General features: G+C 67.8%; 18 protein-coding genes. 9 read left to right on the top strand and 9 right to left on the bottom strand.

All coding sequences use genetic code 11. The annotated features are described in order from the left end of the window. Positions 1–8: 8 nt before the first annotated feature. Entirely contained in the window at positions 9–827 is an 819-nt protein-coding gene (locus ACSFA7_RS14815) for an alpha/beta fold hydrolase (RefSeq protein WP_435500068.1), read from the top strand. Here ACSFA7_RS14815 and ACSFA7_RS14810 read toward each other — a convergent pair. After that, a complete protein-coding gene (locus ACSFA7_RS14810; RefSeq protein ID WP_435500067.1) occupies positions 810–1,343 on the bottom strand; it encodes an MOSC domain-containing protein in 534 nt (177 codons plus the stop codon). The two genes, ACSFA7_RS14815 and ACSFA7_RS14810, sit on opposite strands and share 18 nt — an antisense overlap. A 97-nt stretch (positions 1,344–1,440) precedes the next feature. Here ACSFA7_RS14810 and ACSFA7_RS14805 point away from each other — a divergent pair, with 97 nt between their 5' ends. The 5 genes from ACSFA7_RS14805 (at position 1,441) to ACSFA7_RS14785 (ending at position 6,954) form a co-directional block, all read left to right on the top strand. After that, the gene (locus ACSFA7_RS14805; protein ID WP_435500066.1) at positions 1,441–2,706 is read left to right on the top strand and encodes an RNA polymerase sigma factor; all 1,266 of its coding nucleotides are present in this window, start codon (positions 1,441–1,443) and stop codon (positions 2,704–2,706) included. A gap of 17 nt (positions 2,707–2,723) precedes the next feature. Then, positions 2,724–3,104: a YciI family protein gene (locus ACSFA7_RS14800; protein ID WP_435500065.1), complete on the top strand. Its 381-nt coding sequence runs from the start codon at positions 2,724–2,726 to the stop codon at positions 3,102–3,104. A gap of 97 nt (positions 3,105–3,201) precedes the next feature. After that, a complete protein-coding gene (locus ACSFA7_RS14795) occupies positions 3,202–4,008 on the top strand; it encodes an SDR family NAD(P)-dependent oxidoreductase (RefSeq protein ID WP_435500064.1) in 807 nt (268 codons plus the stop codon). Positions 4,009–4,226: 218 nt separating this feature from the next. Next, positions 4,227–4,934 (top strand): response regulator transcription factor, encoded by a 708-nt coding sequence (locus tag ACSFA7_RS14790; RefSeq protein ID WP_435500063.1) that lies wholly within the window; start codon positions 4,227–4,229, stop codon positions 4,932–4,934. A 214-nt stretch (positions 4,935–5,148) separates the two neighbouring features. Then, the gene (locus tag ACSFA7_RS14785; RefSeq protein WP_435500062.1) at positions 5,149–6,954 is read left to right on the top strand and encodes a sensor histidine kinase; all 1,806 of its coding nucleotides are present in this window, start codon (positions 5,149–5,151) and stop codon (positions 6,952–6,954) included. A 13-nt stretch (positions 6,955–6,967) separates the two neighbouring features. On the opposite strand, the gene ACSFA7_RS14780 is transcribed toward ACSFA7_RS14785, so the two are convergent. After that, entirely contained in the window at positions 6,968–7,795 is an 828-nt protein-coding gene (locus tag ACSFA7_RS14780) for an undecaprenyl-diphosphate phosphatase (RefSeq protein WP_435500061.1), read from the bottom strand. Between the two features lie 162 nt (positions 7,796–7,957). Between ACSFA7_RS14780 and ACSFA7_RS14775 the strand changes: the two genes are divergently transcribed. Continuing rightward, positions 7,958–8,830 (top strand): hypothetical protein, encoded by an 873-nt coding sequence (locus ACSFA7_RS14775; RefSeq protein WP_435500060.1) that lies wholly within the window; start codon positions 7,958–7,960, stop codon positions 8,828–8,830. Here ACSFA7_RS14775 and ACSFA7_RS14770 read toward each other — a convergent pair. The 3 genes from ACSFA7_RS14770 to ACSFA7_RS14760 are packed head-to-tail and all read right to left on the bottom strand — an operon-like array spanning position 8,822 to position 11,790. Further along, positions 8,822–9,478, bottom strand: a complete 657-nt coding sequence (locus tag ACSFA7_RS14770; protein ID WP_435500059.1) for an aspartate/glutamate racemase family protein — start codon at positions 9,476–9,478, stop codon at positions 8,822–8,824. The genes ACSFA7_RS14775 and ACSFA7_RS14770 overlap by 9 nt on opposite strands. A 17-nt stretch (positions 9,479–9,495) precedes the next feature. Continuing rightward, the gene (locus ACSFA7_RS14765) at positions 9,496–10,407 is read right to left on the bottom strand and encodes a transporter substrate-binding domain-containing protein (protein ID WP_435500058.1); all 912 of its coding nucleotides are present in this window, start codon (positions 10,405–10,407) and stop codon (positions 9,496–9,498) included. A 48-nt stretch (positions 10,408–10,455) separates the two neighbouring features. Then, positions 10,456–11,790 (bottom strand): aspartate aminotransferase family protein, encoded by a 1,335-nt coding sequence (locus tag ACSFA7_RS14760; RefSeq protein ID WP_435500057.1) that lies wholly within the window; start codon positions 11,788–11,790, stop codon positions 10,456–10,458. Positions 11,791–11,926: 136 nt separating this feature from the next. Here ACSFA7_RS14760 and ACSFA7_RS14755 point away from each other — a divergent pair, with 136 nt between their 5' ends. After that, on the top strand, positions 11,927–12,790 hold the full coding sequence (locus tag ACSFA7_RS14755; RefSeq protein ID WP_435500056.1) for a MurR/RpiR family transcriptional regulator: 864 nt from the start codon (positions 11,927–11,929) through the stop codon (positions 12,788–12,790). 94 nt (positions 12,791–12,884) lie between these two features. Continuing rightward, the gene (locus ACSFA7_RS14750; protein ID WP_435500055.1) at positions 12,885–13,250 is read left to right on the top strand and encodes an SPW repeat protein; all 366 of its coding nucleotides are present in this window, start codon (positions 12,885–12,887) and stop codon (positions 13,248–13,250) included. A gap of 97 nt (positions 13,251–13,347) precedes the next feature. Here the strand turns inward: ACSFA7_RS14750 and ACSFA7_RS14745 are convergent, their stop codons facing one another. From ACSFA7_RS14745 to ACSFA7_RS14730, 4 genes are all read right to left on the bottom strand, one after another. Then, the gene (locus ACSFA7_RS14745) at positions 13,348–14,847 is read right to left on the bottom strand and encodes an efflux transporter outer membrane subunit (protein WP_435500054.1); all 1,500 of its coding nucleotides are present in this window, start codon (positions 14,845–14,847) and stop codon (positions 13,348–13,350) included. A gap of 10 nt (positions 14,848–14,857) precedes the next feature. After that, positions 14,858–18,130, bottom strand: coding sequence for an efflux RND transporter permease subunit (locus ACSFA7_RS14740; protein WP_435500053.1), 3,273 nt, complete (start codon positions 18,128–18,130; stop codon positions 14,858–14,860). Positions 18,131–18,881: 751 nt separating this feature from the next. Beyond that, the gene (locus tag ACSFA7_RS14735) at positions 18,882–22,007 is read right to left on the bottom strand and encodes an efflux RND transporter permease subunit (RefSeq protein WP_435500052.1); all 3,126 of its coding nucleotides are present in this window, start codon (positions 22,005–22,007) and stop codon (positions 18,882–18,884) included. Next, complete coding sequence (locus tag ACSFA7_RS14730; protein WP_435500051.1) at positions 22,004–23,620, bottom strand: efflux RND transporter periplasmic adaptor subunit; 1,617 nt, start codon at positions 23,618–23,620, stop codon at positions 22,004–22,006. Before ACSFA7_RS14730 ends, ACSFA7_RS14735 begins: the two co-directional genes overlap by 4 nt. Positions 23,621–23,843 lie beyond the last annotated feature (223 nt).

Below are 23,843 nucleotides of genomic sequence, written 5' to 3'. Positions count from 1 at the left end.
CATCGGCCATGGCCATGCCGCCCCTCGTCTTCTCGCACGGCAACAGCTTTCCCGCGAGCACCTACCGCGTCGTCCTCGACAGCCTGCGCAACCGCGGCTTCGAGGTCGATGCCATCGAGAAATTCGGGCACGACCCGAAATACCCCGTCACCGACAACTGGCCGCACCTGGTGCAGCAGCTGGCCGACTTCGCGCAGGTGCGCGCCGATCGCGCGGGCGGGCCGGTGTTCCTGGTCGGCCATTCACTCGGCGGATTCCTGAGCCTGATGTGCGCCGCGCTGCACCCGGCGCTCGCGCGCGGCGTGGTGCTGATCGATTCGCCGATCCTCGGCGGCTGGCGCGCGAACACGCTCAATGTGGTCAAGCGCACGCCGCTCATGAAGAGCATTTCGCCGGGCGCCATCAGCCGGAAGCGAAAGAACAGCTGGGCGCACCGCGATGCGGTGTTCGAGCACTTCCGCAGCAAGAAGGCGTTCGCGAAGTGGGACGAGCAGGTGCTGCACGACTACATCGACCACGGCACCTTCGACGGCATCGCCGAGGGCGAGGACAGCCGCGAACTCAGCTTCGACCGCGACGTGGAAACCGCGATCTACAACACCCTGCCCCACAACCTGGGCGCGCTGCTGCGGAGCCACCCGCTCAAGTGCAAGGCAGCGTTCATCGGCGGGCGGCAGTCGGCCGAAATGAAACGGGTGGGCATGACGATGACCGAGCAGGTGACCAAGGGGCGCATCACGATGCTCGACGGTACGCACCTGTTCCCGATGGAAAAGCCGCTGGCGACTGCGGCAGCGGTCGAGGCGGCGCTACGCAACCTGCTGTGAGACAGCGCCGGGTCGGCATTCGATGCCGTCGCCGACGCGCAGCACGCCGCCACGGATGACCCGCGCCGTCACGCCGCCATGGCCGCGCATGGCGTTGTAGCCGCCAGGGCCGAGCAACTCTTCCATCCTTGAACAGGGCTCGCAGGGCCCGCTGATTTCGAGCAGCACCTCGGCGCCGATGGCCAGCACCAGCGGCTGATCGCGAAACAGCGAGCGCGCCGCGATCAGGTTCAGGCCCGAGACGACGAGGTTGCGGCGCAGCCCTTCTGCATCCACCTGCGCATGGCCGGTGAGCGCGGCGATCACGGGCAGGTGCTCCTGCTGGATCAGCGAAACCTGCCGCTTGCCGCCGGAGCGCGCGGCGCTGCTGCTGCGGTCGCCCTCCAGTCCGAGCCCCGGCACAGCGACCGCCTGCGCGACCGACAGCACCGGCGCGCGCCGCGCGGGACGCAGCAGGATGGCGTCGAGGCGGCCGGGACGCGCGAATTGCCGGGTCAGTTCGTGAAGATCGGGCATGCGGGGATTGTCCACGCGGCTTTTTTGCGCTCCGGTGTCGGCCCGACGCATACTCGCCCGTCCTTGGGGTAGCAATGACATCACGGAGCCCGCCCGCATGAGCGACACGTCGTGGATCGCCGTCACGCTGACCGCCTCGCGCCCGCGCGCGGTCGCGGTCGCGGCGCTGCTGCGCTACTTTCGCGACCTGGACACGGCCGAGGAGGCCTTCCAGGAAGCCAGCCTGCGCGCCCTGCAGCACTGGCCCGACAGCGGCCCGCCGCGCGATGCGCTGGCGTGGCTCATCTTCGTGGGCCGCAACGCCGTGCTCGACGAGGTGCGGCGGCGCAACCTGCACGAGGCGCTGCCCGAGGACGAGGCCGCGATCTCGGACCTGGACGACGCCGAGGCGCGCCTCGTCGAGCAGCTGGACCACGCGCACTACCGCGACGACGTGCTGCGGCTCCTGTTCGTGTGCTGCCATCCCGAGCTGCCGCTGACGCAGCAGATCGCCCTGGCGCTGCGCATCGTCTCGGGGCTTTCGGTGCGGGAGATCGCACGCGCCTTCCTGGTGGGCGAGAGCGCGATGGAGCAACGCATCACGCGCGCCAAGAAGCGTGTCGCCTCGGCCGGCATTCCCTTCGACGCGCCGGGTGCACGAGAGCGCGGCAAGCGGCTGGCCGCAGTGAGCGCCACGGTCTACCTGCTCTTCAACGAAGGTTATTCGGCCAGCGGCGGCACCGAGCACGTGCGCTCGGCGCTGTGCGACGAAGCGATCCGCCTTGCACGGCTGTTGCGCGAACTGTTCCCCGAGGAGCCGGAGCTCATGGGGCTGACCGCGCTGCTCTTGCTGCAGCATGCGCGTGCGGGCGTCCGGCTCGATGCAGAAGGCATGGTCGTGCTGCTCGAAGACCAGGACCGCAGCCGCTGGAATCGCGCGCTGATCAGCGAAGGCCTCGCGCTGGTCGACAACGCGCTGCGGCGCGGGCAACCCGGCCCGTACCAGTTGCAGGCCGCCATCGCCGCCACGCACGCGCAGGCGGCCCGCGCAGCCGACACCGACTGGGCCGAGATCGACCGGCTCTACGCCGTGCTCGAAGCGCTGCAGCCGACGCCGGTGGTCACGCTCAACCGCGCGGTGGCCGTTGCCAAGCTGCGCGGGCCCGAAGCGGCGCTCGCGATGATCGGGCCGCTGGCCGGGCCGCTTGCGGCCTACTTTCATTTCCACGGCCTCAAGGGCGGGCTGCTGATGCAGCAGGGCCGCGCGCAAGAAGCGCGCGCAGCCTTTGCGCAAGCCCTCGCCCTCGCCCGCACCGCCGCCGAGGCCGCGCACATCCGCAGCCAGCTCGATCGGCTGGCGGCGTCATCCCCCGCAAACGCCTAGCCAACGAAGGAAGACCGATGCTTTATTCCATCCTGATCTACGGTTCCGAATCCGCCGTGGGCGCCTGGGCGCCGGGCGTGGAGGACGAGATGCTCGAGCGCCACACCGACCTGCGCGACGAACTGCAGGCCAAGGGGCAGCTGGGCACCGTGCTGCGCCTGATGCCCGACACCGCGACCACGGTGCGCCACGCGGGCGCGGCCCACCCGCTGGTCACCGACGGCCCCTTCGCGGAGACCAAGGAGCAGCTGATGGGCATCTACGTCGTCGAGTGCGACACCCTGGAGCAAGCCCGCGATGCGGCGCGCCGGCTGGATTTCGAAACCGGCGTGTTCGAGATCCGGCCTGTCACCTGGTACGACCCGGGCGTGATCGCGGCGCGCATTCCGCAGGTGTGAGCGAAAAAAATCCGGCGCCACTGTCGGATCGGGCCGTGGCCCGCCGTCCTTGGTTCGAACGCCCGCATGTCGCTGGGCGCACACCAAGGAGAAGTTCATGTCGTCGATTTCATTGCAAGGCCAGTGCGCGGTCATTCACGGTGGCGGGGGCGCCATCGGAGGGGCCGTGGCCCGCGCCTTTGCCCAGGCGGGCGCCAGGGTGTTCCTGGCGGGCCGCACGCGCGCCAGGCTCGACGCCGTTGCGAGGGACATCGCCGCCGCGGGCGGCCGCGCCGATGTGGCGGTGATCGATGCGCTCGATGAACAGGCCATGCTGCGCCACGCCCAGGAGGTGGCCGAACAGGCGGGCGGCATCGACATCGCCTTCAACGCCGTCGGCGTGATGCACGTGCAGGGCCGGCCGGTGTCGGCGCTCTCGCTGGAGGACTACTTTCTGCCCGTGCAGGCCTACACGCGCAGCAATTTCCTCACCGCCAAGGCCGTGGCGCCGCACATGGCCAGGCGCGGCGGGGGCGTGATCGTGTCGGTGTCCACGCCGGCTTCGCGCCTGCCGGGGCCGGGCTACCTGGGGCACGCAGTGGCCTGTGCGGGCGTGGAGGCACTCACGCGGCACATGGCGGGGGAGCTGGCCGCTTTCAACATCCGCAGCGTCTGCATCCGCTCGCACGCCATCCCGGAGGCGGCCGCCGCGGGGTCGCACAGCCATGAGGTCTTCCGCCCTGCGGCCGAGAGCATGGGCATGACCGTCGAGCAGATGCTCGCGGCGAAGCCGGCCGGATTGCTGGTGAAACGGCTGCCCTCGCTGGACCAGATGGCGAGTACGGCGGTATTCGTTGCTTCGGCGCACGCCGGGGCGATGACAGGGGCGGTGGTTAACCTGAGCGGCGGCGTCACGCTCGATTGACCGGCAGCCCGCGCGGTGGCCGGGGATCGCCGCGCGCACCTGCCCATATCTTTTTCCGAGCGAAATATTCCAATTAGAGCGATAGTTCCTGCTCGCTCGCGGGTCTCCCTGTTTTCAGTTGGGTGACTCCAAGATACAAATAGCAATACCCTGCAACAATCACGCTCTATAAGTAAAAACGTCCTACCAGGTCAGGCCCCGTTCAGAATCCCGCCCACATGTCCAATTCGCAACTGGAAGACGTCGAAATCGTTTCCTTGAGTCCCGCGCTGGTGGTCGAAGACGATCCGGCAATGCGCGAGCGGCTCGCCTACGTGTTGTCGACACTCGGCTGCGACGAACCACAGATTGCCTGGGCCGACAGCGTGACCGCGGCCAAAGAACTGCTTGACGAACGGGATTTCGGCGTTGCGCTGGTCGACATCGGCTTGCCCGACGGCAGCGGTGTCGAGCTCATCGGCTGGATGCAGGCGCATTGCCCCAAGATACCCGCCGTCGTGGTCTCGGCCTGGCGGACCGAGGAAATCATCTTCGCGGCGCTGCGTGCCGGCGCCATCGGCTACCTGCTCAAGGAGCGCGACGACCTGGAACTGAGCATCGCGCTGCGCAGCATCGAGCAAGGCGGCGCGCCCATCGATCCGGCGATCGCGCGCCGCATCCTCGGCTGGCTTGCGGCGCAGCAGACCTCACTGTCGGCGGTGCTGGCCACCGACGCACCTCCCCCGCTGCCTGTGGCGCTGACGCCTCGCGAGCGCAAGATCCTCGAGCTCGTGGCGCAGGGGCTGAGCAACCGAGACATGGCCGAATCGCTGTCGATCTCGCGCCTCACGGTGGAATGCCACACCAAGAACATCTACCGCAAGCTGGCCGTCACCTCGCGCACCGAGGCCGTCTTCCAGGGACGCAGGCACGGACTGTTGCGCTGACCGTTCTGCTTCGGCTCGACCAGGCGCAGCCCGTCTGTACGCGACGAAGTGTGTCTTTCTGTTATCAACGGGGCATCCCCGAGAACTGGTAAGCGGAATGCCACTCCCCGAACATCGACCGCCGGTTGGCCCTCGACCTGCGCACCGAAGCCAATGGGCCAAAGCACGGGCATGGCTTGCCGCATCGCTCGGCGCGCTTCTTTTCCTGCTCTTCGTGGCGACCCCGTCGATAGCGCTGGCGCAGCAGCCTCCTTCTTCCGGACTCCACGCCGAAGCCGTGCGCGGCACCGGCTGGGACCAGACCACGCCACCCTCCGACGGCTGGACGCCCGTCGCGCTGCCCGACAGCTGGCCCGACCGCTGGCCCGGTTTCGATGGCGTGGTCTGGTACCGGCTCACCTGGACGCAGCCCGCAGAGGCGCGCGAAGCCGGCCTGCTGCTGAACTACTTCAACATGGCCGGCGCGGTGTTCCTCAATGGCACGCCGATCCTTCGCGACCCGAACCTCACCGAGCCGCTCACGCGCTCATGGAACACGCCGCGCTACTGGCTGCTGGCCCCGCCGCTGCTGCGCCCCGGCGCCACCAACACGCTGCTGGTGCGCGTCTCGGGCCTCTCGCCCTACCAGCCGGGGCTGGGGCCAGTGCGCCTGGGTGCGCCGGCCGCGATGCAGGCGCTGTATGAGCGCGAGCACCTTTTTCGCCACGACCTCCCGATGCTGGGCCTCGCGCTGAGCGCGGTGGTCTCCGCTTTTTTTGCGGCGCTGTGGGTGTTGCGCCGCAGCGAGACGGCCTACGGCTGGTTCGCGCTGATGTCCGTGCTGTGGCTGCTGTACGGCTACAACCACGTGGCCACGACGCCCTGGCCCTTCACGAGCAACCACAGCTGGCAGGCGTTCAACACCTCGGCGTTCCTGGCGTTCAGCGTCGCCTTTCTCGTCTTCACGCTGCGCTTTTGCGAACGGCGCATGCCGCGCCTCGAAATCGCGGCACTGCTGCTCGTGAGCGTGGGCTGGATCGACCTCTGGACCGCGGGCATGCCGTCGCTGCCCTTGCACCGGGCGGTGTGGGGGCTGGTGGGCGGGCTGATGACGATTGCCGTGTGCTGCGCGGCGCTGGTCCATGCCCTGCGCATGCGCCGGGGCCCGGTGCTCGCGCTCGCGCCGTTCATGGCGATGTCCGCCGTGACCGGCACACACGACCTGCTGGTGTTCACGCAGGTGATCGACAGCAACATCTACTACACGACGATGTCGTCCTACGCGCTGCTGCTGGGCATGGCGCTGATCCAGGCCGGGCGCTTCGTGAAGAGCCTGGAGCGCATCGAGAACTTCAACACCGAGCTGATCGAGGAAGTGAACGCCGCCAAGGCCGAACTGGCGGCCACGCTCGCACAGCAGCACGCGCTGGAGCTGGCGCATGCGCGCATCGGCGAGCGGGTCAATCTCGCGAGCGACCTGCACGACGGGCTGGGCGGCATGCTGGTCGGCAGCATCGCGACGCTGGAGCGCACGCCCGAGAACCTTTCCGCGCCCGAACTGCTCGCCATGCTCAAGAGCCTGCGCGACGACCTGCGGCTGATCATCGAAGCCGCCGGCCGCCACGACGGTACGCGCGCGTTCGGCGAACTGCTCGCGCCACTGCGGCACCGCACCTCGCAACTGCTCGATGCAAACGGCATCGACTGCCGCTGGCAGGTGTCGAACCTCGAGACGCTCGAGCTGCCGCCCTCGCAGAGCCTGGACCTGCTGCGCTTCCTGCAGGAGGCACTGACCAATGTGCTCAAGCACAGCGCGAGCCAGCGCGTGGATGTGGCCGTGATGCGCGAGGGCGCCGAGTTGAAACTCAGCGTGCGCGACGACGGCCGTGGCTTCGTGGTCTACGGGGCCGAGAAAGGCGCGGGCACCGGCCTGCGCAGCCTGCGCGCCCGGGCGCGCCGCCTCGGGGCCGAACTTCAGTTGCAGTCGCGGCCCGGCGAGACCCAGCTGGCGCTGCAGATGCCGCTGGCACCGACCGCCTGAGCGTTCCGCAGGATCAGTCCGCCCAGACCACCGTGCCGGTCCACGCCGTCACCAGCACCACGATGCCGAAGGCGATGCGGTACCAGGCGAACGGAATGAAGTTGTGGGTGCTGATGAACTTCAGCAGCCAGCGCACGCACAGCCATGCGCTGATGAACGAGAACACCAGGCCCACGGCGAACAGCGGGATGTCGGCCGCCGAGAGCAGCGCGCGCTCCTTGTAGACGCTGTACGCGCCGGCACCGATCAGCGTCGGGATCGCGAGGAAGAACGAGAAATCGGTCGCCGCCTGGCGCGAGAGGCCCAGCAGCATGCCGCCGATGATGGTCGAGCCGCTGCGGCTCGTGCCGGGGATCATCGCGAAGCACTGCACCAAGCCGACCTTGAGCGCATCCCACGCCGTGAGGTCGTCCACGTGCTCGACACGCACCGAACCCGGCGGCCGCTTCTCGGCCCACAGGATGATGAAACCGCCGATGATGAACGTGCTCGCCACCACTGTCGGGATGAAGAGGTGCGCCTTGATCACCTTGCCGAACAGGAGGCCCAGCACCACCGCGGGCAGGAAGCCGATCAGGATGTTGAGCGCCAGGCGCCGCGCCTTGGGTTGCCGCGGCAATGCCACGACGGTGGACTTGATCTTCTGCCAATAGACCAGGATCACCGCGAAGATCGCGCCGGTCTGGATGGCGATCTCGAAGACCTTGCCCCGGTTGTCGCCGAAGCCGCCGAGCAGCGACCCCGCAAGAATCAGATGCCCCGTCGACGAGATCGGCAGGAACTCGGTCAGCCCCTCGACGATGCCCATGATCGCGGCCTTGACCAGCAAAACAATATCCACGCGTGCTCCTTCAACAAAGAGCACCAATTATGGCGAGGGCATCGGTCAGCTCTGGTTCAGGTAGATAACGAGTACCGAATACCTAATTTCGGGGATGTTCACCGGCTCGACACCGGCACATATTGGAATGCTGATCCATTGATGTGTCCCAGGAGCCTTGCCATGCGAACGTTGACCCCCACGGACGAACGCGAATCGACCTTCGAGGACCACGGCCGGGACCGGCGCAAGCACCCCTTGGCGATCGAGCGGGAGCAGTGCGAATCGATGCGCCGCGTGACCGGCGCGACCGGCGCCTCGACCCACGAACTCAGGCTGCTGCTGCAGCGGCTGGTCGACATCGACCGCTCGGGCAAGAGCGCAGGCATCGTCGCGCAGGGCAACATCGCCGCCGACCGGATGGAGGCCGAGGTCCAGCTGCTCGACCTGGGTGACGGCTGCATCGCAGGCCAGCAGGCCGAGGCCTGTCAGCGCATCGACTTCGGCCTGCTCGAGCCGCTGAACCCGGCACACGACAAGAAGTGGTACGCGCGCTGGAAGTTCTGGAGCTTCATCCTCGGTGCGGCCGGCCCGGTGGCCTCGCTCACGCTGCAGGGCCTGGCGCTGCGCCCGAGCGAGCCCGAAGACGCGCACGCCGACCTCGTGGCCAAGGCGCGCAAGGTGCTGGAGAGCTGGCGCCGCACCTCCGACCCGCTCTTCTGGTCGGCCGTCGAAGACTACGTGCGGCAGCAGGCCTTCTCGCTCGAAACGCAGGCCTACCTCATGCACTGCATCGCGGCCGTGTTCAGCGGCGACACGATGAAGCTGTCGAACGAACAGAGCGAAGAGCTCACCGGCCTTCTCACCGGCACCTATTGTGATGCGCTCGGCACCGCGGCCACGATGCCTTCGTCGGACATCTACCGGCGCCTTGCCGAAGGCCTGGAAGCAACCGACCGCGAGACCGGCGTGCACCGCATGCTGGGCCGCAGCGATGCGGCGCAGATCGCGATGACCACGCTGGTCAGCGCCATCGGCCACGGCGGCTCACACTGAGCGCGGCTGCCCGGTCCGCTGGCGCAAGGCGCGCACCGCGCTGTCGACCGTCGTGAGCACCGGCAGGCCGCTGGCCTCTTCGCAGGCGGCACGGGCGCGCGCCATGCTGAACTGCGCGAGCGCGATGCGGGTGCAGCCGCGATCGCGCAGCACCGCGGCCTGTGAGGCAATCAATGCGTCGTGCCGCTGCGTGTCGCCGACGTTCAGCGCATCGAGCGCGCCGTCGGCCAGCGCCAGTTCCAGCGCGGCGCCGACGGGAAATTCGGGCGGCATCGAAGCAAGCGTGGGCGCGAACGTTGCAATCAACCCCAGCCGCCCTTCCACCTGCATCGCCTCGGCGACCATGGCCTCGTTGGGCTTGAGCACCGGAATGCCCGCATGCCGCCGCGCCACCGCCTCGATGCACGGCCCGAAGGCCGAGCAGGTGAAGAGGATGCCCTCGGCACCGGTATCGACCGCGTACTGTGCGAGGCGCTGAAACCGCTCGTGCATCGCCGCGTCCAGCCCGCGCCCGCTCCGCGCCAGGTCGGCCGAGAGACTGTCGTCGAGCAGGTTCATGCGCACCGCCTCGGGCCAGTCGCGCGCAAAGGCTTCGTTGATGGGCGCGACCGAATGCGAGAGCGCGTGGATGAGGGCAATGCGTGTCATGAAGTCAGGCGATCAGCTCAGATGCCTTTGGACGACGGATTGGCGAAAGCCTCTTTCGTCTCGGCATTGAGCGGGTAGTTGATGTTGATGCCCTTCGGCGGAATCGGCGACATGAACCACTTGGCATAGAGCTTCTCCATCTCGCCCGACTTCATCATGCCCGACACCACGCGGTCCACCAGTGCCTTGAAGGCCGCATCGTCCTTGCGGAACATGAGCGACTGGTTCTCGGTGCGCAGGCTCTCGCCGGTGATGACAAAGTCCTTCGGGTTGCGCGCATTCGCGATCTGCCCGGCCAAGAGGATGTCGTCGAGCACGAAGGCCTGCGCGCGGCCGCTCTCCACCAGCAGGAACGAATCGCTGTGGTCCTTGCCCGCGAGGTTGGTCACCTCCAGGCTGCGGCCGCGGTCGGCCTCGCGCAGCAGGCGGAACGAGGTGGTGCCGCTGGTGGTGGCCACCGTCTTGCCCTGCAGGTCGGCAATGCCCTTGATGCCCGAATCGGCCTTCACCAGCATGCGCACGTTGTAGCGAAAGATGTCGGGCGAGAACGCCACCTGCTTCTGCCGCTCGACCAGGTTGGTGGTGGAGCCGCACTCGATGTCCACCGTGCCGTTCTGCACCAGCGGAATGCGGTTGGCCGAGGTCACGGCCTGGTACTTGATCTCGATGGCCGGCAGCTTGAGCTCGGTCTTCACCGCTTCGACGATGCGCTTGCAGATCTCGATGCTGTAGCCCACCGGCTTCAGGTTGTTGTCGAGGTACGAGAAGCCGAACGACGACTCGCGGTAGCCGAAGGTGATGGCGCCGCTGGCCTTGATCTTGGCGAGCGTGTCGTTCTCCTGTGCATGGGCGGCGGCGAACGGCAACAGGGTGCAGGCCACCGCGAGGGCGGCAGCACCGAAGGAAATCGGCAGACGTGGCTTGGGCATGGAGGCGCTCCTCGGGACGGCGGGTTGAAGAAAACGGAGACGGGGAAATCAGCGCACGGCGGCGCGCGTGACCGCATCAATGGAGGCCGCGAGCCGCGCGGCGATCTCCTGCAGGTCTTGTCGGGTAGCGATGAAAGGCGGCGCGAGCAGCACGTGGTCGCCCTGGCGGCCATCGACGGTGCCGCCAAAGGGGTAACACAGCAGGCCGCGCGACATCGCGTCCTTCTTGATGAGCGCGTTGACCTTGAGCGACGGATCGAACGGTACCTTGCTCGCGCGGTCGGCGACCAGCTCGATGCCCCAGAAGAAACCGCGGCCGCGGATGTCGCCCACATGCGGGTGATGGCCCAGCGCGCCGGCCAGCATCGCGCCGAAGGCCACGCCGTCTTCGCGCACCTTCGCGACGAGACCGTCGCGGCGGATCACCTGCTGCACCGCAAGCGCAGCCGCGCACGCCATCGGATGCCCGAGGTAGGTGTGGCCGTGCTGGAAGAAGCCGCTGCCCTTGGACATCGCCTCGACGATCCTGCGCTGCGCCAGCACCGCGCCGATGGGCTGGTAACCGCCACCCAGGCCCTTGGCGATGGTGATCAGGTCGGGCACGACGCCCTCCTGCTCGCAGGCATGCAGCGAGCCGGTGCGGCCCATGCCGCACATCACCTCGTCGAGGATCAGCAGCACGCCGTACTTGTCGCACACGGCGCGCACCGCCTTGAAGTAGCCGGGCACGGGCGTGAGCACACCGGCCGTGGCGCCGCCCACCGTTTCGGCGACAAAGGCGATCACGCGATCGGCGCCCTGCGCCACGATGGCCGCTTCGAGCTCGGCCGCGAGGCGCAAGCCGTACTGCTCGGCGCTCTCCCCCGCGCGCTGCTCGCGGTACGGATAGCACGGCGACACATGCGTGGCCGGCACGAGGATCGGCGCGAACGGCTCGCGGCGCCATGCGTTGCCGCCCACCGCGAGCGCGCCCAGCGTGTTGCCGTGATAGCTCTGGCGGCGTGCGATGAAGTGCGTGCGCTGCGGCTGCCCGATCTCGACGAAGTACTGCCGCGCCATCTTGAGCGCCGACTCCACCGCCTCGGAACCGCCGCTCACCAGGTACACATGGCTCATGCCTTCGGGCGCGGAGGCGATCAACTCGTTGGCCAGCTGCTCGGCCACTTCGCTGGTGAAGAAGCTGGTGTGTGCATAGGCAAGCGTGTCGAGCTGCGCGTGCATGGCGGCCAGCACCTCGGGGTGCGCATGGCCCAGCGACGAAACGGCGGCGCCGCCCGAGGCATCGAGGTATTCGCGCCCTTCGGCGTCGCGGATGAGCATGCCGTGCGAGCCGGCGGCGACGGGCGGGGTCTGGCGAAGATGTCGGTGGAAGACGTGCGTCATGGCGGCGAATCCTGGAACAATTTTTGGAACCAACGTTTCGGTCGAATTATTGTTTGGAACATTTGTTCCGTCAACTTTTTCATCGTTCCATGTCCGGTACATTCGCTCCAACAGCAGACAGAAAAGAGACACCGCCATGGGCGCCAGAGACCAGATCCGCCAGCGCTTCAATGAACTGAGCCCCGCCCTGCAGCAGGTGGCGCGCTACGTGCTCGACCACCCCAATGAAGTGGTCACCGCCTCGATGCGCAACGTCGGCACGCGCGCGCAGAGCACGCCCGCCACGCTGGTGCGTTTCGCGCAGCACCTCGGCTACGCGGGCTGGCCGCAGCTCAAGGAGGCCTTCGCGGGCGACATGGGCCTGGGCAGCGAGACCTACGTCGGACGCGCCAAGCAGCTCGTCGGCCGGTCGCAGGACCGCGGCCTTACCGGCGAGATGTTCGAGGTGCAGCGCCGCAACCTCGAAGCCACGCACCAGCAGAGCGAGCAGGCGCTGCAGAAGGCCTGCGTGTTGATCGAGAAGGCGCCAGCCGTGCATGCGGCTGGCTTTCGCGCGTGCTTTCCGATCGCGTTCTCGTTCGTCTACGTGTACCGGCTCTTCCGCGCCAGCGTGCACCTGGTCGATGGCCAGGGCGGCTCGCTCGAGATGCAGCAGCGCGCCTTCGCCAAGGGCGATGCGCTGGTGGTGGCGAGCTTTGCGCCCTATTCGCGCGAGGCACTGCAGGTGGCCGAAGCGGCCAAGGCGGCCGGCTGCCGCATCGTCGCGATCACCGACAGCGTGACCTCGCCGCTCTCGCTGCTGGCCGATGAAACGCTGCTCTTCACGATCAACAGCCCGTCGTTCTTTCCGTCGGTCGCGGCCGGCGTGGCGGTGACCGAGGCGCTGGTCGAACTGCTCGCCAGCCGCGCGGGCAAGCCGGGCATCAAGCGCATCGACCAGGCCGAGGCGCAGCTGTTCGAATCGGGTGCGTACCTTTTGCCTCCTGTCGCACGCGGATAGGTCGCGGGTAAGTGGCTGTCCGGGACGGAACCCTGCCCGAACGCGGGTGTCCAACCCGGGTCGCGGCGTCTTGTCGCGACAGGAGGTAATGACCATGAAGCAAGTGAAGCATTGGCAAGACCCCGTCAACGCCGTCGCCGGCGCCTGGCTGATCGTCTCGCCCTGGGTCCTGGGCTTTCAGGGCATCTCGCCCGCCATGTGGACCATGGTGGCAACCGGCATCGTGCTGGGCGCCGTGGCACTGGGCGCGACCTTCGTGCCGAAGCAGTGGGAAGAGTGGACCGAGGTCGCCCTGGCGGTGTGGCTTGCCGCATCGCCGTGGCTGATCGGTTTCGCCGCGATGGAAACGGCGATGGTCAACGCGGTGCTCGTGGCCGCGCTGATTCTGGTGCTCGCCCTCTGGGTGCTGGTGACCGACAAGGACTACCTTGGCGGGATGATGGACCGTCCGGCGCACTGAACGAGCGCGCCGTGAAACGAGGCCTGCCGCGCACGCGGTGAGGCCGACTGGATGGGCAGCACGATGCCCATCCCGCGAAACCGCCCTCCTCGCCTTCCTATTGCGCGCGAGGGACGGTGGGTTGTTGTTGCGCCGTGGCCGCGGTGCCGTCCGGGTTGTTCATCCAGTCGGCCTGCCAGCCACCGCCCATCGCCTGGATGAGCGCGATCGCCGAGGCCTGGCGGTTGACCTGCAACTGCACCAGCGCGCGCCGCGCGCTCAGTGCGGCCGCCTGCGCCGTCACCACCTCGGTATAGCTCACCTGCGCCGCGCGGTAGCGGTTGAGCAACTGCTGCTCGGTCTTGTCGGCCGCCGCCGAGGCCTCGCGGCGCAGTCCTTCCTGCTGCGCGAGCGTGGCGCCCGTCGTCAGCTGATCTTCCACCGCCTGGAATGCGGCGAGCACCGTCTGGCGGTAGCGCGCCACGGAGGCTTCATGGCCGGCCTTCGCGGCATCGACGCTGGCACCGATCGCGCCCGCATCGAACACCACCTGCGCCACCGAGAAGCCGAGCGACCAGAGCGTGTTGGCCGAACTGAACAGGTCCTTCACCCGGCTCGCGTTGCTGCTGCCGACCGATGCCGTGAGCGGGATGTTCGGGAAGTACGCGGCGCGCGCGATGCCGATCTGCGCATTGGCGGACGCCACCGAACGCTCGGCCGCCGCGATGTCGGGGCGGCGCTGCAGCAGCGTCGAGGGCACGCCGGTCGGCACGCCGGGCACCGTGGGTGTCCATTTCGCGGCCGGCAGGGTGAAGTCCGCCGGGGCCACTCCCACCAGCATCGCAATGGCATGTTCGAGCGTGGCGCGCGTGCGCGTGAGCCCCACGCGATCGGCCTTGGCGTTGACCAGTTGCGTCTGCGCCTGCAGCACGTCGGTCTGCGCGGAAATGCCCGCCGCATAGCGGTTGCTCGTGATCTCGAAGGCACGCTGATAGCCCGCGATGGTTTCGTCGAGCAGCACGATCTCGGCATCGGCCTCGCGCAGCGAGAAGTAGTTGGTCGCAAGGTCGCCGATGGCGGAGAGCCGCGCCGCCGCGAGGTCGGCTTCGCTCGCCTGCGCATTGGCCTGTGCACTGCTCACCGCTTCGCGCAGGCGCCCCCAGACGTCGGGCGTCCAGCTCGCATTCAGCGAGGCGGAGAAACTGTTCGACGGGCTGGCCGTGTCACTGTTGCTGTTCACGTTGCCGCTGCGCCGGCCACTGCCGCTGAACGACACCGAGGGGAACAGCGCCGCGCGCTCGCCGCGCACCAGCGCCTGGGCCTGCGTGTAGTTGGCCACGGCGGCGGCGATGTTCTGGTTCGACACCTGCACGCGGCCGGCCAGCTCGTCGAGCGTGGGGTCGGCGAAGAGCTTCCACCACTCGCCGCGGTCCAGCGCATCGGCCGGCGCGGCGGGCAGCCAACCTTCGGCGGTCTGCTGCTCCTTCCACGCGGTGGACGCCGCGGAGGTCGGCACCTGGTAGGCCGGCCCGACCGCGCAACCCGTGAGCAGCGCAGCAAGCGCGAGCGACGTGAGCGCGAAGCGATTCGAGCAAAGGGGAAAAAGCAATGCGTTCATGGTGTGGTTCTCAAGCGGGCGTGGCGCGACTGAGCTCGTGTTCGTTCTTGCCACGGCGGCGCAGCTTGTCGAGCAGGAGATAGACCACCGGCGTTGTCAGCAAGGTGAGCAACTGGCTCGCGATCAGCCCGCCGATGATGGCCACGCCCAGCGGCCGGCGCAACTCCGCGCCCTCGCCGAAACCGATGGCCAGCGGCAGCGCGCCCAGCGCGGCCGCCAGCGTCGTCATCAGGATCGGCCTAAAGCGCAGCAGGCAGGCCTCGCGCACCGCCTCGAGCGGCGTGAGTCCGCGCGAGCGCTCGGCCTCCAGCGCGAAGTCGATGATGAGGATGGCGTTCTTCTTCACGATGCCGATCAAGAGGAACACGCCGATCAGCGCAATGATCGAGAACTCCATGCGGAACATCAGCAGCGCCAGCACCGCGCCCACGCCGGCCGAAGGCAGCGTCGACAGCACGGTGATCGGGTGCACCAGGCTTTCGTAAAGAATGCCCAGCACGATGTAGATCACGACCAGCGCGGCCAGGATCAGCATCACCTGCTGGCTCTGCGACTGCTGCGCGCTGGCGGCAGTGCCGGCGAACGCGCCGCGCACGTTGGTGGGCATCGCGATGTTGGCCTCGGCCTTGGCGATGGCCTCGCGCGCATCGCCCAGGTTCGCGCCCTCGGCGAGGTTGAACGAGACCGTGGTCGCGAGTTCGCCGTCGTCGTGGCTCACCGAGGTGGCGACCGACTGTTCCTCGAACTTCGCTACCGCCGACAACGGCACCAGCGTGGTGGGTGTGTTGCTCAGTACGTTGCCGGTCGATGCGCCGCGCAGGCCCGCGTTGGCCGACACGGGCACCGTGGTGCTCGCGGTCGTGGCGGTCGATGCGGCCCCACCGGTGGTCGAGGTGGTTGTGGTTGTGGCCGCCACCTGCGTGGTCACCGTCTGCCCGCCGATCACCGACGTGCGGGTGGCCGGCACGTACACGTCGCTCAGCGAATTGGGGCTGCGCGTGTAGCGCGGCGCCCATTCCATCACCACGTGGTACTGGTTGAGCTCGGTGTAGATGGTTGCCACCTGCCGCTGGCCGAAGGCGTTGTAGAGCGCGTTGTCGATGGCGGTGGAAGTCAGGCCCAGCCGGCGCGCGCTGTCGGGATCGACCTTGGCCACCGTCTCCACGCCGTTCTGGTCCTGGTCGGTGTCCACGTCGGTGAGCAGCGGCTGCAGCTTCAGCTCGTCCGAGAGCTTCGTGGCCCAGGTGCGCAGGTCCGCCAGGTTGTCGCTCTTGAGCGTGTACTGGTAGGTGGAGTTGCTCGAGCGCCCGCCCGAGCGCACGTCCTGCACGGTGCCCAGGAACACGCGCAGGCCCGTCACCTCGTTGAGCTGGGGCCGCAGGCGCGCGATGACGGCCAGGCCGCTCTCGGTGCGCTGGTTGGCGGGCTTCAGGTTGACGAACATGAAGCCGCCGCCCGCGCGCGAGCCGCCGGTGAAGCCGATCACCGTGTCGACCGCCGGGTCCTTGCGGATGATGTCGATCACCTGGCGCAGCTTGGCCGCCAGCGCCTGCGACGAGATGCTCTGGTCGGCGCGCAGGCCCCCGTTGAGCTGGCCGCTGTCCTGCTGCGGAAAGAAGCCCTTGGGCGCGGCGCTGAAGAGGTAAACGTTCAGCCCCACCACCGCCACCAGGATGAGCATGACCAGCGCCTTGCTGTCGAGCGCCCAGTCGAGGCTGTACTCGTAGCGCTTGAGCACCCAGTCGTAGCTGCGTGCAGCCATGCGGCCCAGGCGCCCTTGCGGCTTGTTCTTGTCATGCTCGCCGCCGCGCTTGAGCAGCCACGCGCACATCATCGGCGTGGTGGTGAGCGAGATGACCAGCGAGATCATCACCGCCGCCGACAGCGTGATCGCGAACTCGCGAAAGAGCCGCCCCACCTGCCCGCCCATGAACAGCAGTGGAATGAACACCGCCACCAGCGACACGCTGATCGACAGCACGGTGAAGCCCACCTCCTTGGCCCCGAGCAGCGCCGCCTTCATGCGCGACATGCCCGACTCGATATGCCGGCTGGTGTTCTCCAGCACCACGATGGCGTCGTCCACCACGAAGCCGGTCGCCACCGTGAGCGCCATGAGGCTCAGGTTGTTGAGGCTGAAGCCCAGCAGGTACATCACCCCGAAGGTGCCGAGCAGTGCCACCACCGTGGCCACGGCCGGCACGATGGTCGCGCGCACGCTGCGAAGGAACAGGCTGACCACCAGCACCACCAGCAGCACCGAGATGACCAGCGTCACCTCGACCTCGTGCAGCGAACTGCGGATGGAGTTGGTGCTGTCCGAGGCGACCTGCAGCGTCACGTCGGGCGGCAGCTGCGCCTGCAGCTCGGGCAGCAAGGCGCGCACGCTGTCCACGGTCTCGATGATGTTGGCCGAGGGCTGCCGCGTGATGAGGATGATGATCGCGGGCTCGCCGTTGAAGAGGCCGAGCGTGCGCGTGTCTTCCACGCCGTCGATCACCTCGGCCACGTCCTGCAGCCGCACCGCCGCGCCGTTGCGCCACGCCACCACCATCGAGGCGTAGTCGCTGGCGCGCAGGGCCGGTGTCTGCGTGTAGATCTGGAGCTTGCGGCCATCGCCCTGCACCATGCCCTTGGGGCGGTTGGCGTTGGAGGCCTGGATGGCGGCGCGCACGTCCTCGGTGCTGATGCCGTAGCGGTTGAGCGCGAACGGCAAGAGTTCGATGCGCACGGCGGGGAGCGAGCCGCCGCCGATTTCGACGTCGCCTACGCCGTCTACTTGCGAGAGGCGCTGGCTGACGATGTTCGAGACGGCGTCGTAGATCTGGCCTGGGGTCTTTGTCTTTGACGTGAGGGCCAGGATGATGACTGGCGAGGCTGCGGGGTTCGCCTTGCGGTAGGTCGGGTTGCTTCTGAGGGTCGCTGGCAGGTCGACGCGGCTGGCGTTGATGGCGGCCTGCACTTCTCTGGCGGCGCCGTCGATGTTGCGGCTCAGGTCGAATTGGAGGGTTACGCGGGACGAGCCGACGGAGCTCGTGGACGTCATTTCGTTGACGCCTGCGATTGTTCCCAGGTGGCGTTCCAGGGGCGTTGCCACGCTGGTTGCCATCGTTTCGGGGCTTGCTCCGGGGATCGAGGCTCTTACTGAGATGACTGGGTAGTCGACCTGGGGGAGCGGCGAGACCGGGAGGACGAAGAACGCGGCTATGCCTGCTAATGCGATGCCTATCGTTAGCAGGACTGTGCCGATGGGTCTTCTGACGAACGGGAGCGACAGGTTCATCGCGGCTTCCCCTGCTGGGGGCGGAGGCCGGGTCTCGCCCCGGCAGGCGACTTACTTTCTTTTGCTTCGCCAAAAGAACGTAAGCAAAGAAAAGGCGACCCCACTGTCTGCGACCCCTTCGCTGCGCTACGGGGCAACCTGCGGTGCTCGCGTTTCGCGGGGTCCGCAGAACTCGCTTCGCTCAAACAGCTGCGGCCCTGATCCGCGAAACGCTCCGCTCCTCGGCGCAGCCAGAGGGGGGTGGAAACCAAACGCGCCATCGCTTCGCTCGGCTTGCAGTCGGGCCTTTGCTTCGCTCGGCTCGGGCTCCCTCTCCCCTTGGGGAGAGGGTTGGGGTGAGGGTCGACGGCGCAGGAACACCGCCTCGCCTGGATGCAAGCCGATGCCCTCACCCCAACCCTCTCCCCGAGGGGAGAGGGAGCAAGTCCGGCCGCTGCCGAGCGAAGCGAAGGCCCGAACGAAACCAAAGGCCGAGCGCAGCGATGGCCCGAAGGCTTCCCCTCCCTTCTGGCTGCGCCGAGGAGCGCAGCGTTTCGCGGATCAGGGCTCGCAGCTGTTTGAGCGAAGCGAGTTCTGCGAGACCCCGCGAAACGCGAGCACCGCAGGTTGCCCGTAGCGAAGCGGAGGGTCGCAGACAGCAGGGTCGCCTTTCTTTTGCCTACTTTTCTTTGGCGAAGCAAAGAAAAGTAGGTCGCCCGCCGGGGCGAGACCCGGCCTCGGAAAGCAAACAAAGAACAGGAAGCAAAACGGATCAAGCCGCTTCCTCCTCGACCACAGCCCGCCGCGAGCTCCCCCCACCAAGTCGATCAAAGGCCAGATAAATAACGGGAGTGGTGAACAGAGTCAGCAGCTGACTGACGATCAACCCGCCAAAGATCGCAAGGCCAAGCGGCCGCCGCAACTCAGCCCCTTCGCCGAAGCTCAACATCAAAGGCACAGCAGCAAACAGCGCAGCCAGCGTCGTCATCAAGATAGGCCGAAACCGCAGCAACGCAGCCTGGTGAATGGCATCACGCGCCGACATCCCCTGCGTGCGCTCCGCATCGATCGCAAAGTCAATCATCATGATCGCGTTCTTCTTCACGATGCCGATCAGCAAGATGATCCCGATGATCCCGATCACCCCCAGGTCATTGCCAGTGATCATCAGCGCCAGCAGAGCCCCAACACCCGCGGAAGGCAGCGTCGACAGGATCGTCAGCGGATGCACATAGCTCTCATACAGCACCCCCAGCACGATGTACACGCAGATGACGGCCGCAAGAATCAGCCACAGCTGATTCGACAGCGACCGCTCGTACGCCCCCGAAGCCCCGAGAAAGGTCATCGTCACGCTCCCCGGCATGCCGATCTCCTTGGCCGCCGCACGAATCGCATCGACCGACTGCCCGAGCGACACACCCGGCGCCGTATCGAAATTCAGCGTGCTCGCCGGGTACTGCGCCACGTGCGTGATCTGCAACGGCGCCTGCTGTTCCGAGATGTCGGCAATCGCAGCCAGCGGAGTGGCCGTGCCCGAACCGGCGATCAGGTTCAGCTGCCCCAGCGTCTGCGGCGTGTTCACCATGCCGGGCCGCGCTTCGAGAATCACGCGGTACTGATTCGTCTCGGTGAAGATGGTCGAGACGATGCGCTGGCCGAACGCGCTGTAGAGCGCATCGTCCACCGTGCTCGCGGTGATCGATAGCCGCGCCGCGGTGTCGCGGTTCACGTTGACGAACGCGGCCAGGCCCTGCGCACCGGCATCGCTGCTCACGTTGCGCACCTTGTCCGACTCCTGCAGCTTCGCCACCAGCTTCTTCATCCACTCGGTGATGAGCGCGCTGTTCACGCCTTCGAGCGACACGCGGTATTCGGTGGGGCCGGTCTCGGCGTCGATGGTCAGGTCCTGCGTGGGCTGCAGGTACAGCGTGACGCCGGCCACCTGCCGCACGCGTTCGCGCAGGCGCTCCATCACTTCCTGCTGGCTGTCGTGGCTGCCCTTCAGGTTGATGAGCATGCTGCCGGTGTGCAGCATGGTGTTGTTGGCGGCGTCCACACCGACAAAAGAGCTCAGGTTCTCCACGTCCGGGTCGTCGAGGATCGCGCGGGCCGCCTGCTGCTGAAGCTGCGCCATGCGATCGAACGACACGTCCTGCGCCGCCTGGATGCGGCCTTGCAACTGGCCGGTGTCCTGCGTGGGAAACAGGCCCTTGGGAATCGTGAGGTACAGCACCACGGTGAGCACCATGGTGAGCAGCGCGACCAGCAGCGTGAGCGGCTGGTGGTCGATCACCCAGTGCAGCGAGCGGTCGTAGCGCACCATCACGCCGTCGAAGAAACGCTGCGCGCGCGCGCCGAAGCCCGTGCCGCCGGGCTCTTTCTTCGGTTCATGCTTGAGCCAGCGCGCCGACATCATCGGCACCAGCGTGAGCGACACCACGGCCGAGATCAGGATGGTGATGGCCAGCGTCACCGCGAACTCGCGGAACAGGCGCCCGACCACGTCGCCCATGAAGAGCAGCGGAATCAGCACCGCGATGAGCGACACCGTGAGAGAGATGATGGTGAAGCCGATCTGCGTCGCGCCCTTGAAGGCGGCCTGCAACGGTTTTTCGCCCTCCTCGATGTAGCGGGCGATGTTCTCGATCATCACGATCGCGTCGTCCACCACGAAGCCGGTGGCGATGGTCAGCGCCATCAGGCTCAGGTTGTTGAGGCTGTAGCCCAGCAGGTACATCAACCCCAGCGTGCCGATGAGCGAGATCGGCACCGCGATGCTCGCGATGACGGTGGCGCGCAGGCTGCCGAGGAACGCGAAGATCACCAGCACCACCAGTACCACGGCCAGCACCAGTTCCATCTCGACGTGCTGCACCGAGGCGCGAATGCCCGCGGTGCGGTCGCTCAGCACCTCGATATTCAGGCCCGCCGGAAAACCCGCCTGCAACTCGGGCAGCTGCTTCTTGATGGCGTTGACAGTGGCGATCACGTTCGCGCCGGGCTGGCGCTGCACGTTCAGGATGATGGCGGGGGTGAGCTTGCCTTCGCCGCCCTCGGCCGTCTTCGTGCCGGCCCAGGCGCCGAGCTGCGTGTTCTCTGCGCTGTTGACCACCTGCGCCACATCGACCATGCGGATCGGTGCGCCGTTCTTGTAGCTGACGATGAGGTTCTTGTAGTCCTCGACCGTGAGCAGCTGGTCGTTCGAGTTGATGGTGTAGGCGCGCTTGGGACCGTCGAAGCTGCCCTTGGCGCCATTCGAATTGGCCGCGCTGATGGCTGTGCGCAGCGTGTCCAGCCCGATGCCGTTGGCCGCGAGCGCCTGCGTGTTGGCCTGGATGCGCACGGCCGGGCGCTGCCCGCCGCTGAGCGACACCAGCCCTACGCCCGAGACCTGGCTGATCTTCTGCGCGAGCCGGGTGTTCACGAGGTTCTGCACCTCGGTGAGCGGCAGCGTGTCAGACGTGATGGCGAGCGTGAGCACCGGCGCGTCGGCGGGGTTGACCTTGGCGTACACCGGCGGCGCGGGCAGGTCGGCCGGCAGCAGCGAGCCGCCGGCGTTGATGGCGGCCTGCACTTCCTGCTCGGCCACGTCGAGCGTCTGGCCGAGCGAGAACTGCAGCGTGACGATGGATACGCCCGCCGCGCTGGTCGAGCTCATGCGGTCGAGACCCGACATCTGGCCGAACTGGCGCTCCAGCGGGGCAGTGACGGTGTTGCTCATCACCTCGGGGCTGGCCCCGGGGTAGAGCGTCTGCACCTGGATGGTCGGGTAGTCGACCTGCGGCAATGCCGACAGTGGCAGGAAGCGGAACCCGACCATGCCGGCCAGCACGATCGCGACCATCAGCAGCGAGGTCGCCACCGGTCGCAGGATGAAGGGACGTGAGGGACTCATTGGCCTTGCCGGCCGTCACCCCGGTCGCCCCGTTCCGACATGCGCTGCCAGCGCTCCAGCGCCGCCGGGTCGCCCTTGTCGAGCGCTTCGAGGAAACGCTTGCGGCGTTCGAGCTGTTCGGGGTTGTCCTTCACCGAATCGAGCATGCGCTGGCGCTGTTCGACGGTGGGGAGCTTGGCTGCGGCTGCGGGCGCCGGTGTTGCGGCGGTCGGTGGCGTTGCGGCTGCACCGGCGGGCGCTGCGGCCGTTGCGGGCGCGGTCGCTGCGGCAGGCGCCTGGCCTCCCGCCCTCGCGCCGCTACCGCCACCCTGCCTGCGCCGGTGGGCACCCGATGCGGCGCCGGCAGGCGGCGTGGCCGGCCGGTCGGCCTGGGTCTGCACCCGCGCGCCGTCCTTCAATCGGTCGCCGCCTTCGGTCACGACCTGCTCGCCGGCCTTCAGGCCCGACATGACCGCCACGTTGTCCACGCTCGATTCGCCGCGCGTCACGGGGCGCTGCGAAACGGTGTTGTCCTCGTTCACCACATACACGTAATCGCCGTTGGGCCCGTGGCGGAGCGCCGTCACCGGCACCACCACCGCGCTGCTCACGGTGCGCAGCAGGAGCCGCAGGTTGACGAACTGGTTGGGGAACAGCGCACCGTCGGCATTCGAGAAACGCGCCTTCGCCTTGACGGTGCCGGTCTGCGTGTCGACCAGGTTGTCGAGCGTGGCGAACATGCCCTTGGCAAGCTGGCGCGTGCGGGTGCGGTCGAAGGCCGTGGCCTCGAGCTGCGCGCCCTGCGCGAGACGCTCCTGCACTTCGGGCACGCGGTCCTGCGGCACGGAGAACTCGACGTCGATGGGCGCGATCTGCGTGATGACCGCCACGCCGCCGGTGGTGCCGGTCGAGATGTAGTTGCCCGCGTCCACCGGCCGAAGGCCGATGCGCCCGCTCACCGGCGCGGTGATGCGGCTCCAGGTGAGGTTGAGCCTGGCCGTGCCTTCGTTGGCGCGATCGATGGCGACCGTGCCTTCGAGCTGCTTGACCAGCGCCGCCTGCGTGTCGACGTCCTGCCGGGCGATGGAGTCCTGCCCGAGCAGCGTCTGGTAGCGCTGCAGCGTGACGCGCGCCGCGGCCAGCTGCGCCTCGTCACGCTGGCGCGCACCTGCCGCCTGCGCCAGCGCGTTCTGGAAAGGCTGCGGGTCGATGGTGGCGAGCACGTCGCCCTTCTTGACCATCTGCCCTTCCTTGAAGAGCACCTCGGTGAGCACGCCCGACACCTGCGGCTGCACCGTGACATTGGCCAGCGGGGTGACCGTGCCCAGCGCCTCGAGCTGCACCGGAATGTCGGCCTGCCGCGCAGTGGCGACGCCGACCGTGTTGGCCGCCGCGCCGCCGCCGCCCCGCCCACCGGGCCCGCCACCACCTGGTCGACCGGCGCCCGGCCCCCCCGGGCCGCCGGGTCCGGCTGCCGGCGCCTTCGAACGCTGGATCAGGTACCAGGCACCGCCTCCCAGGGCAACGAGCAGCGCCAGGGTCAGCAGCCACCCCAGCCACCGGCGCCTGCGTGCCGGTGGATGTGTCGGCGACACGATGGGCGGCAGGGGCTCGGGGGGAGTTTTGGGGTCCATGGGGTGCGTGGGGAGGTGCAGAGGTGCGGCCTAGAGTACAGCGCCGAATGGTAGTACCGCAGTTTGCTGCGCCGTAAAGCGGCGGTAAAGCTCGCGCCGAAGCCTGCGGCTCACGCCGGCCGGATGCGGTTCGCGCCGTGTTCCTGCATTTCGTCGCATGGCGGTGGCCCCCGGAAGGGAGCGCCGGCACAGTCCGCCCATCGATTCCCCGCTCACAACACTC

The sequence above is a fragment of the Variovorax trehalosi genome (genome assembly GCF_051216415.1).
In the GTDB taxonomy this organism is placed as follows: domain Bacteria; phylum Pseudomonadota; class Gammaproteobacteria; order Burkholderiales; family Burkholderiaceae_C; genus Variovorax.
Note: the sequence above shows the minus strand (reverse complement) of the source record. Positions and strands in the feature narration are given on the sequence as shown.

Bases quoted from the DNA above. Each gene is read 5' to 3' on its own strand.
- ACSFA7_RS14815 (WP_435500068.1), top strand. From the start codon at position 9: ATGGCCATGCCGCCCCTCGTCTTCTCGCACGGCAACAGCTTTCCCGCG.
- ACSFA7_RS14810 (WP_435500067.1), bottom strand. From the start codon at position 1,343: ATGCCCGATCTTCACGAACTGACCCGGCAATTCGCGCGTCCCGGCCGC.
- ACSFA7_RS14805 (WP_435500066.1), top strand. From the start codon at position 1,441: ATGAGCGACACGTCGTGGATCGCCGTCACGCTGACCGCCTCGCGCCCG.
- ACSFA7_RS14800 (WP_435500065.1), top strand. From the start codon at position 2,724: ATGCTTTATTCCATCCTGATCTACGGTTCCGAATCCGCCGTGGGCGCC.
- ACSFA7_RS14795 (WP_435500064.1), top strand. From the start codon at position 3,202: ATGTCGTCGATTTCATTGCAAGGCCAGTGCGCGGTCATTCACGGTGGC.
- ACSFA7_RS14790 (WP_435500063.1), top strand. From the start codon at position 4,227: ATGTCCAATTCGCAACTGGAAGACGTCGAAATCGTTTCCTTGAGTCCC.
- ACSFA7_RS14775 (WP_435500060.1), top strand. From the start codon at position 7,958: ATGCGAACGTTGACCCCCACGGACGAACGCGAATCGACCTTCGAGGAC.
- ACSFA7_RS14770 (WP_435500059.1), bottom strand. From the start codon at position 9,478: ATGACACGCATTGCCCTCATCCACGCGCTCTCGCATTCGGTCGCGCCC.
- ACSFA7_RS14765 (WP_435500058.1), bottom strand. From the start codon at position 10,407: ATGCCCAAGCCACGTCTGCCGATTTCCTTCGGTGCTGCCGCCCTCGCG.
- ACSFA7_RS14760 (WP_435500057.1), bottom strand. From the start codon at position 11,790: ATGACGCACGTCTTCCACCGACATCTTCGCCAGACCCCGCCCGTCGCC.
- ACSFA7_RS14755 (WP_435500056.1), top strand. From the start codon at position 11,927: ATGGGCGCCAGAGACCAGATCCGCCAGCGCTTCAATGAACTGAGCCCC.
- ACSFA7_RS14750 (WP_435500055.1), top strand. From the start codon at position 12,885: ATGAAGCAAGTGAAGCATTGGCAAGACCCCGTCAACGCCGTCGCCGGC.
- ACSFA7_RS14745 (WP_435500054.1), bottom strand. From the start codon at position 14,847: ATGAACGCATTGCTTTTTCCCCTTTGCTCGAATCGCTTCGCGCTCACG.
- ACSFA7_RS14740 (WP_435500053.1), bottom strand. From the start codon at position 18,130: ATGAACCTGTCGCTCCCGTTCGTCAGAAGACCCATCGGCACAGTCCTG.
- ACSFA7_RS14735 (WP_435500052.1), bottom strand. From the start codon at position 22,007: ATGAGTCCCTCACGTCCCTTCATCCTGCGACCGGTGGCGACCTCGCTG.
- ACSFA7_RS14730 (WP_435500051.1), bottom strand. From the start codon at position 23,620: ATGGACCCCAAAACTCCCCCCGAGCCCCTGCCGCCCATCGTGTCGCCG.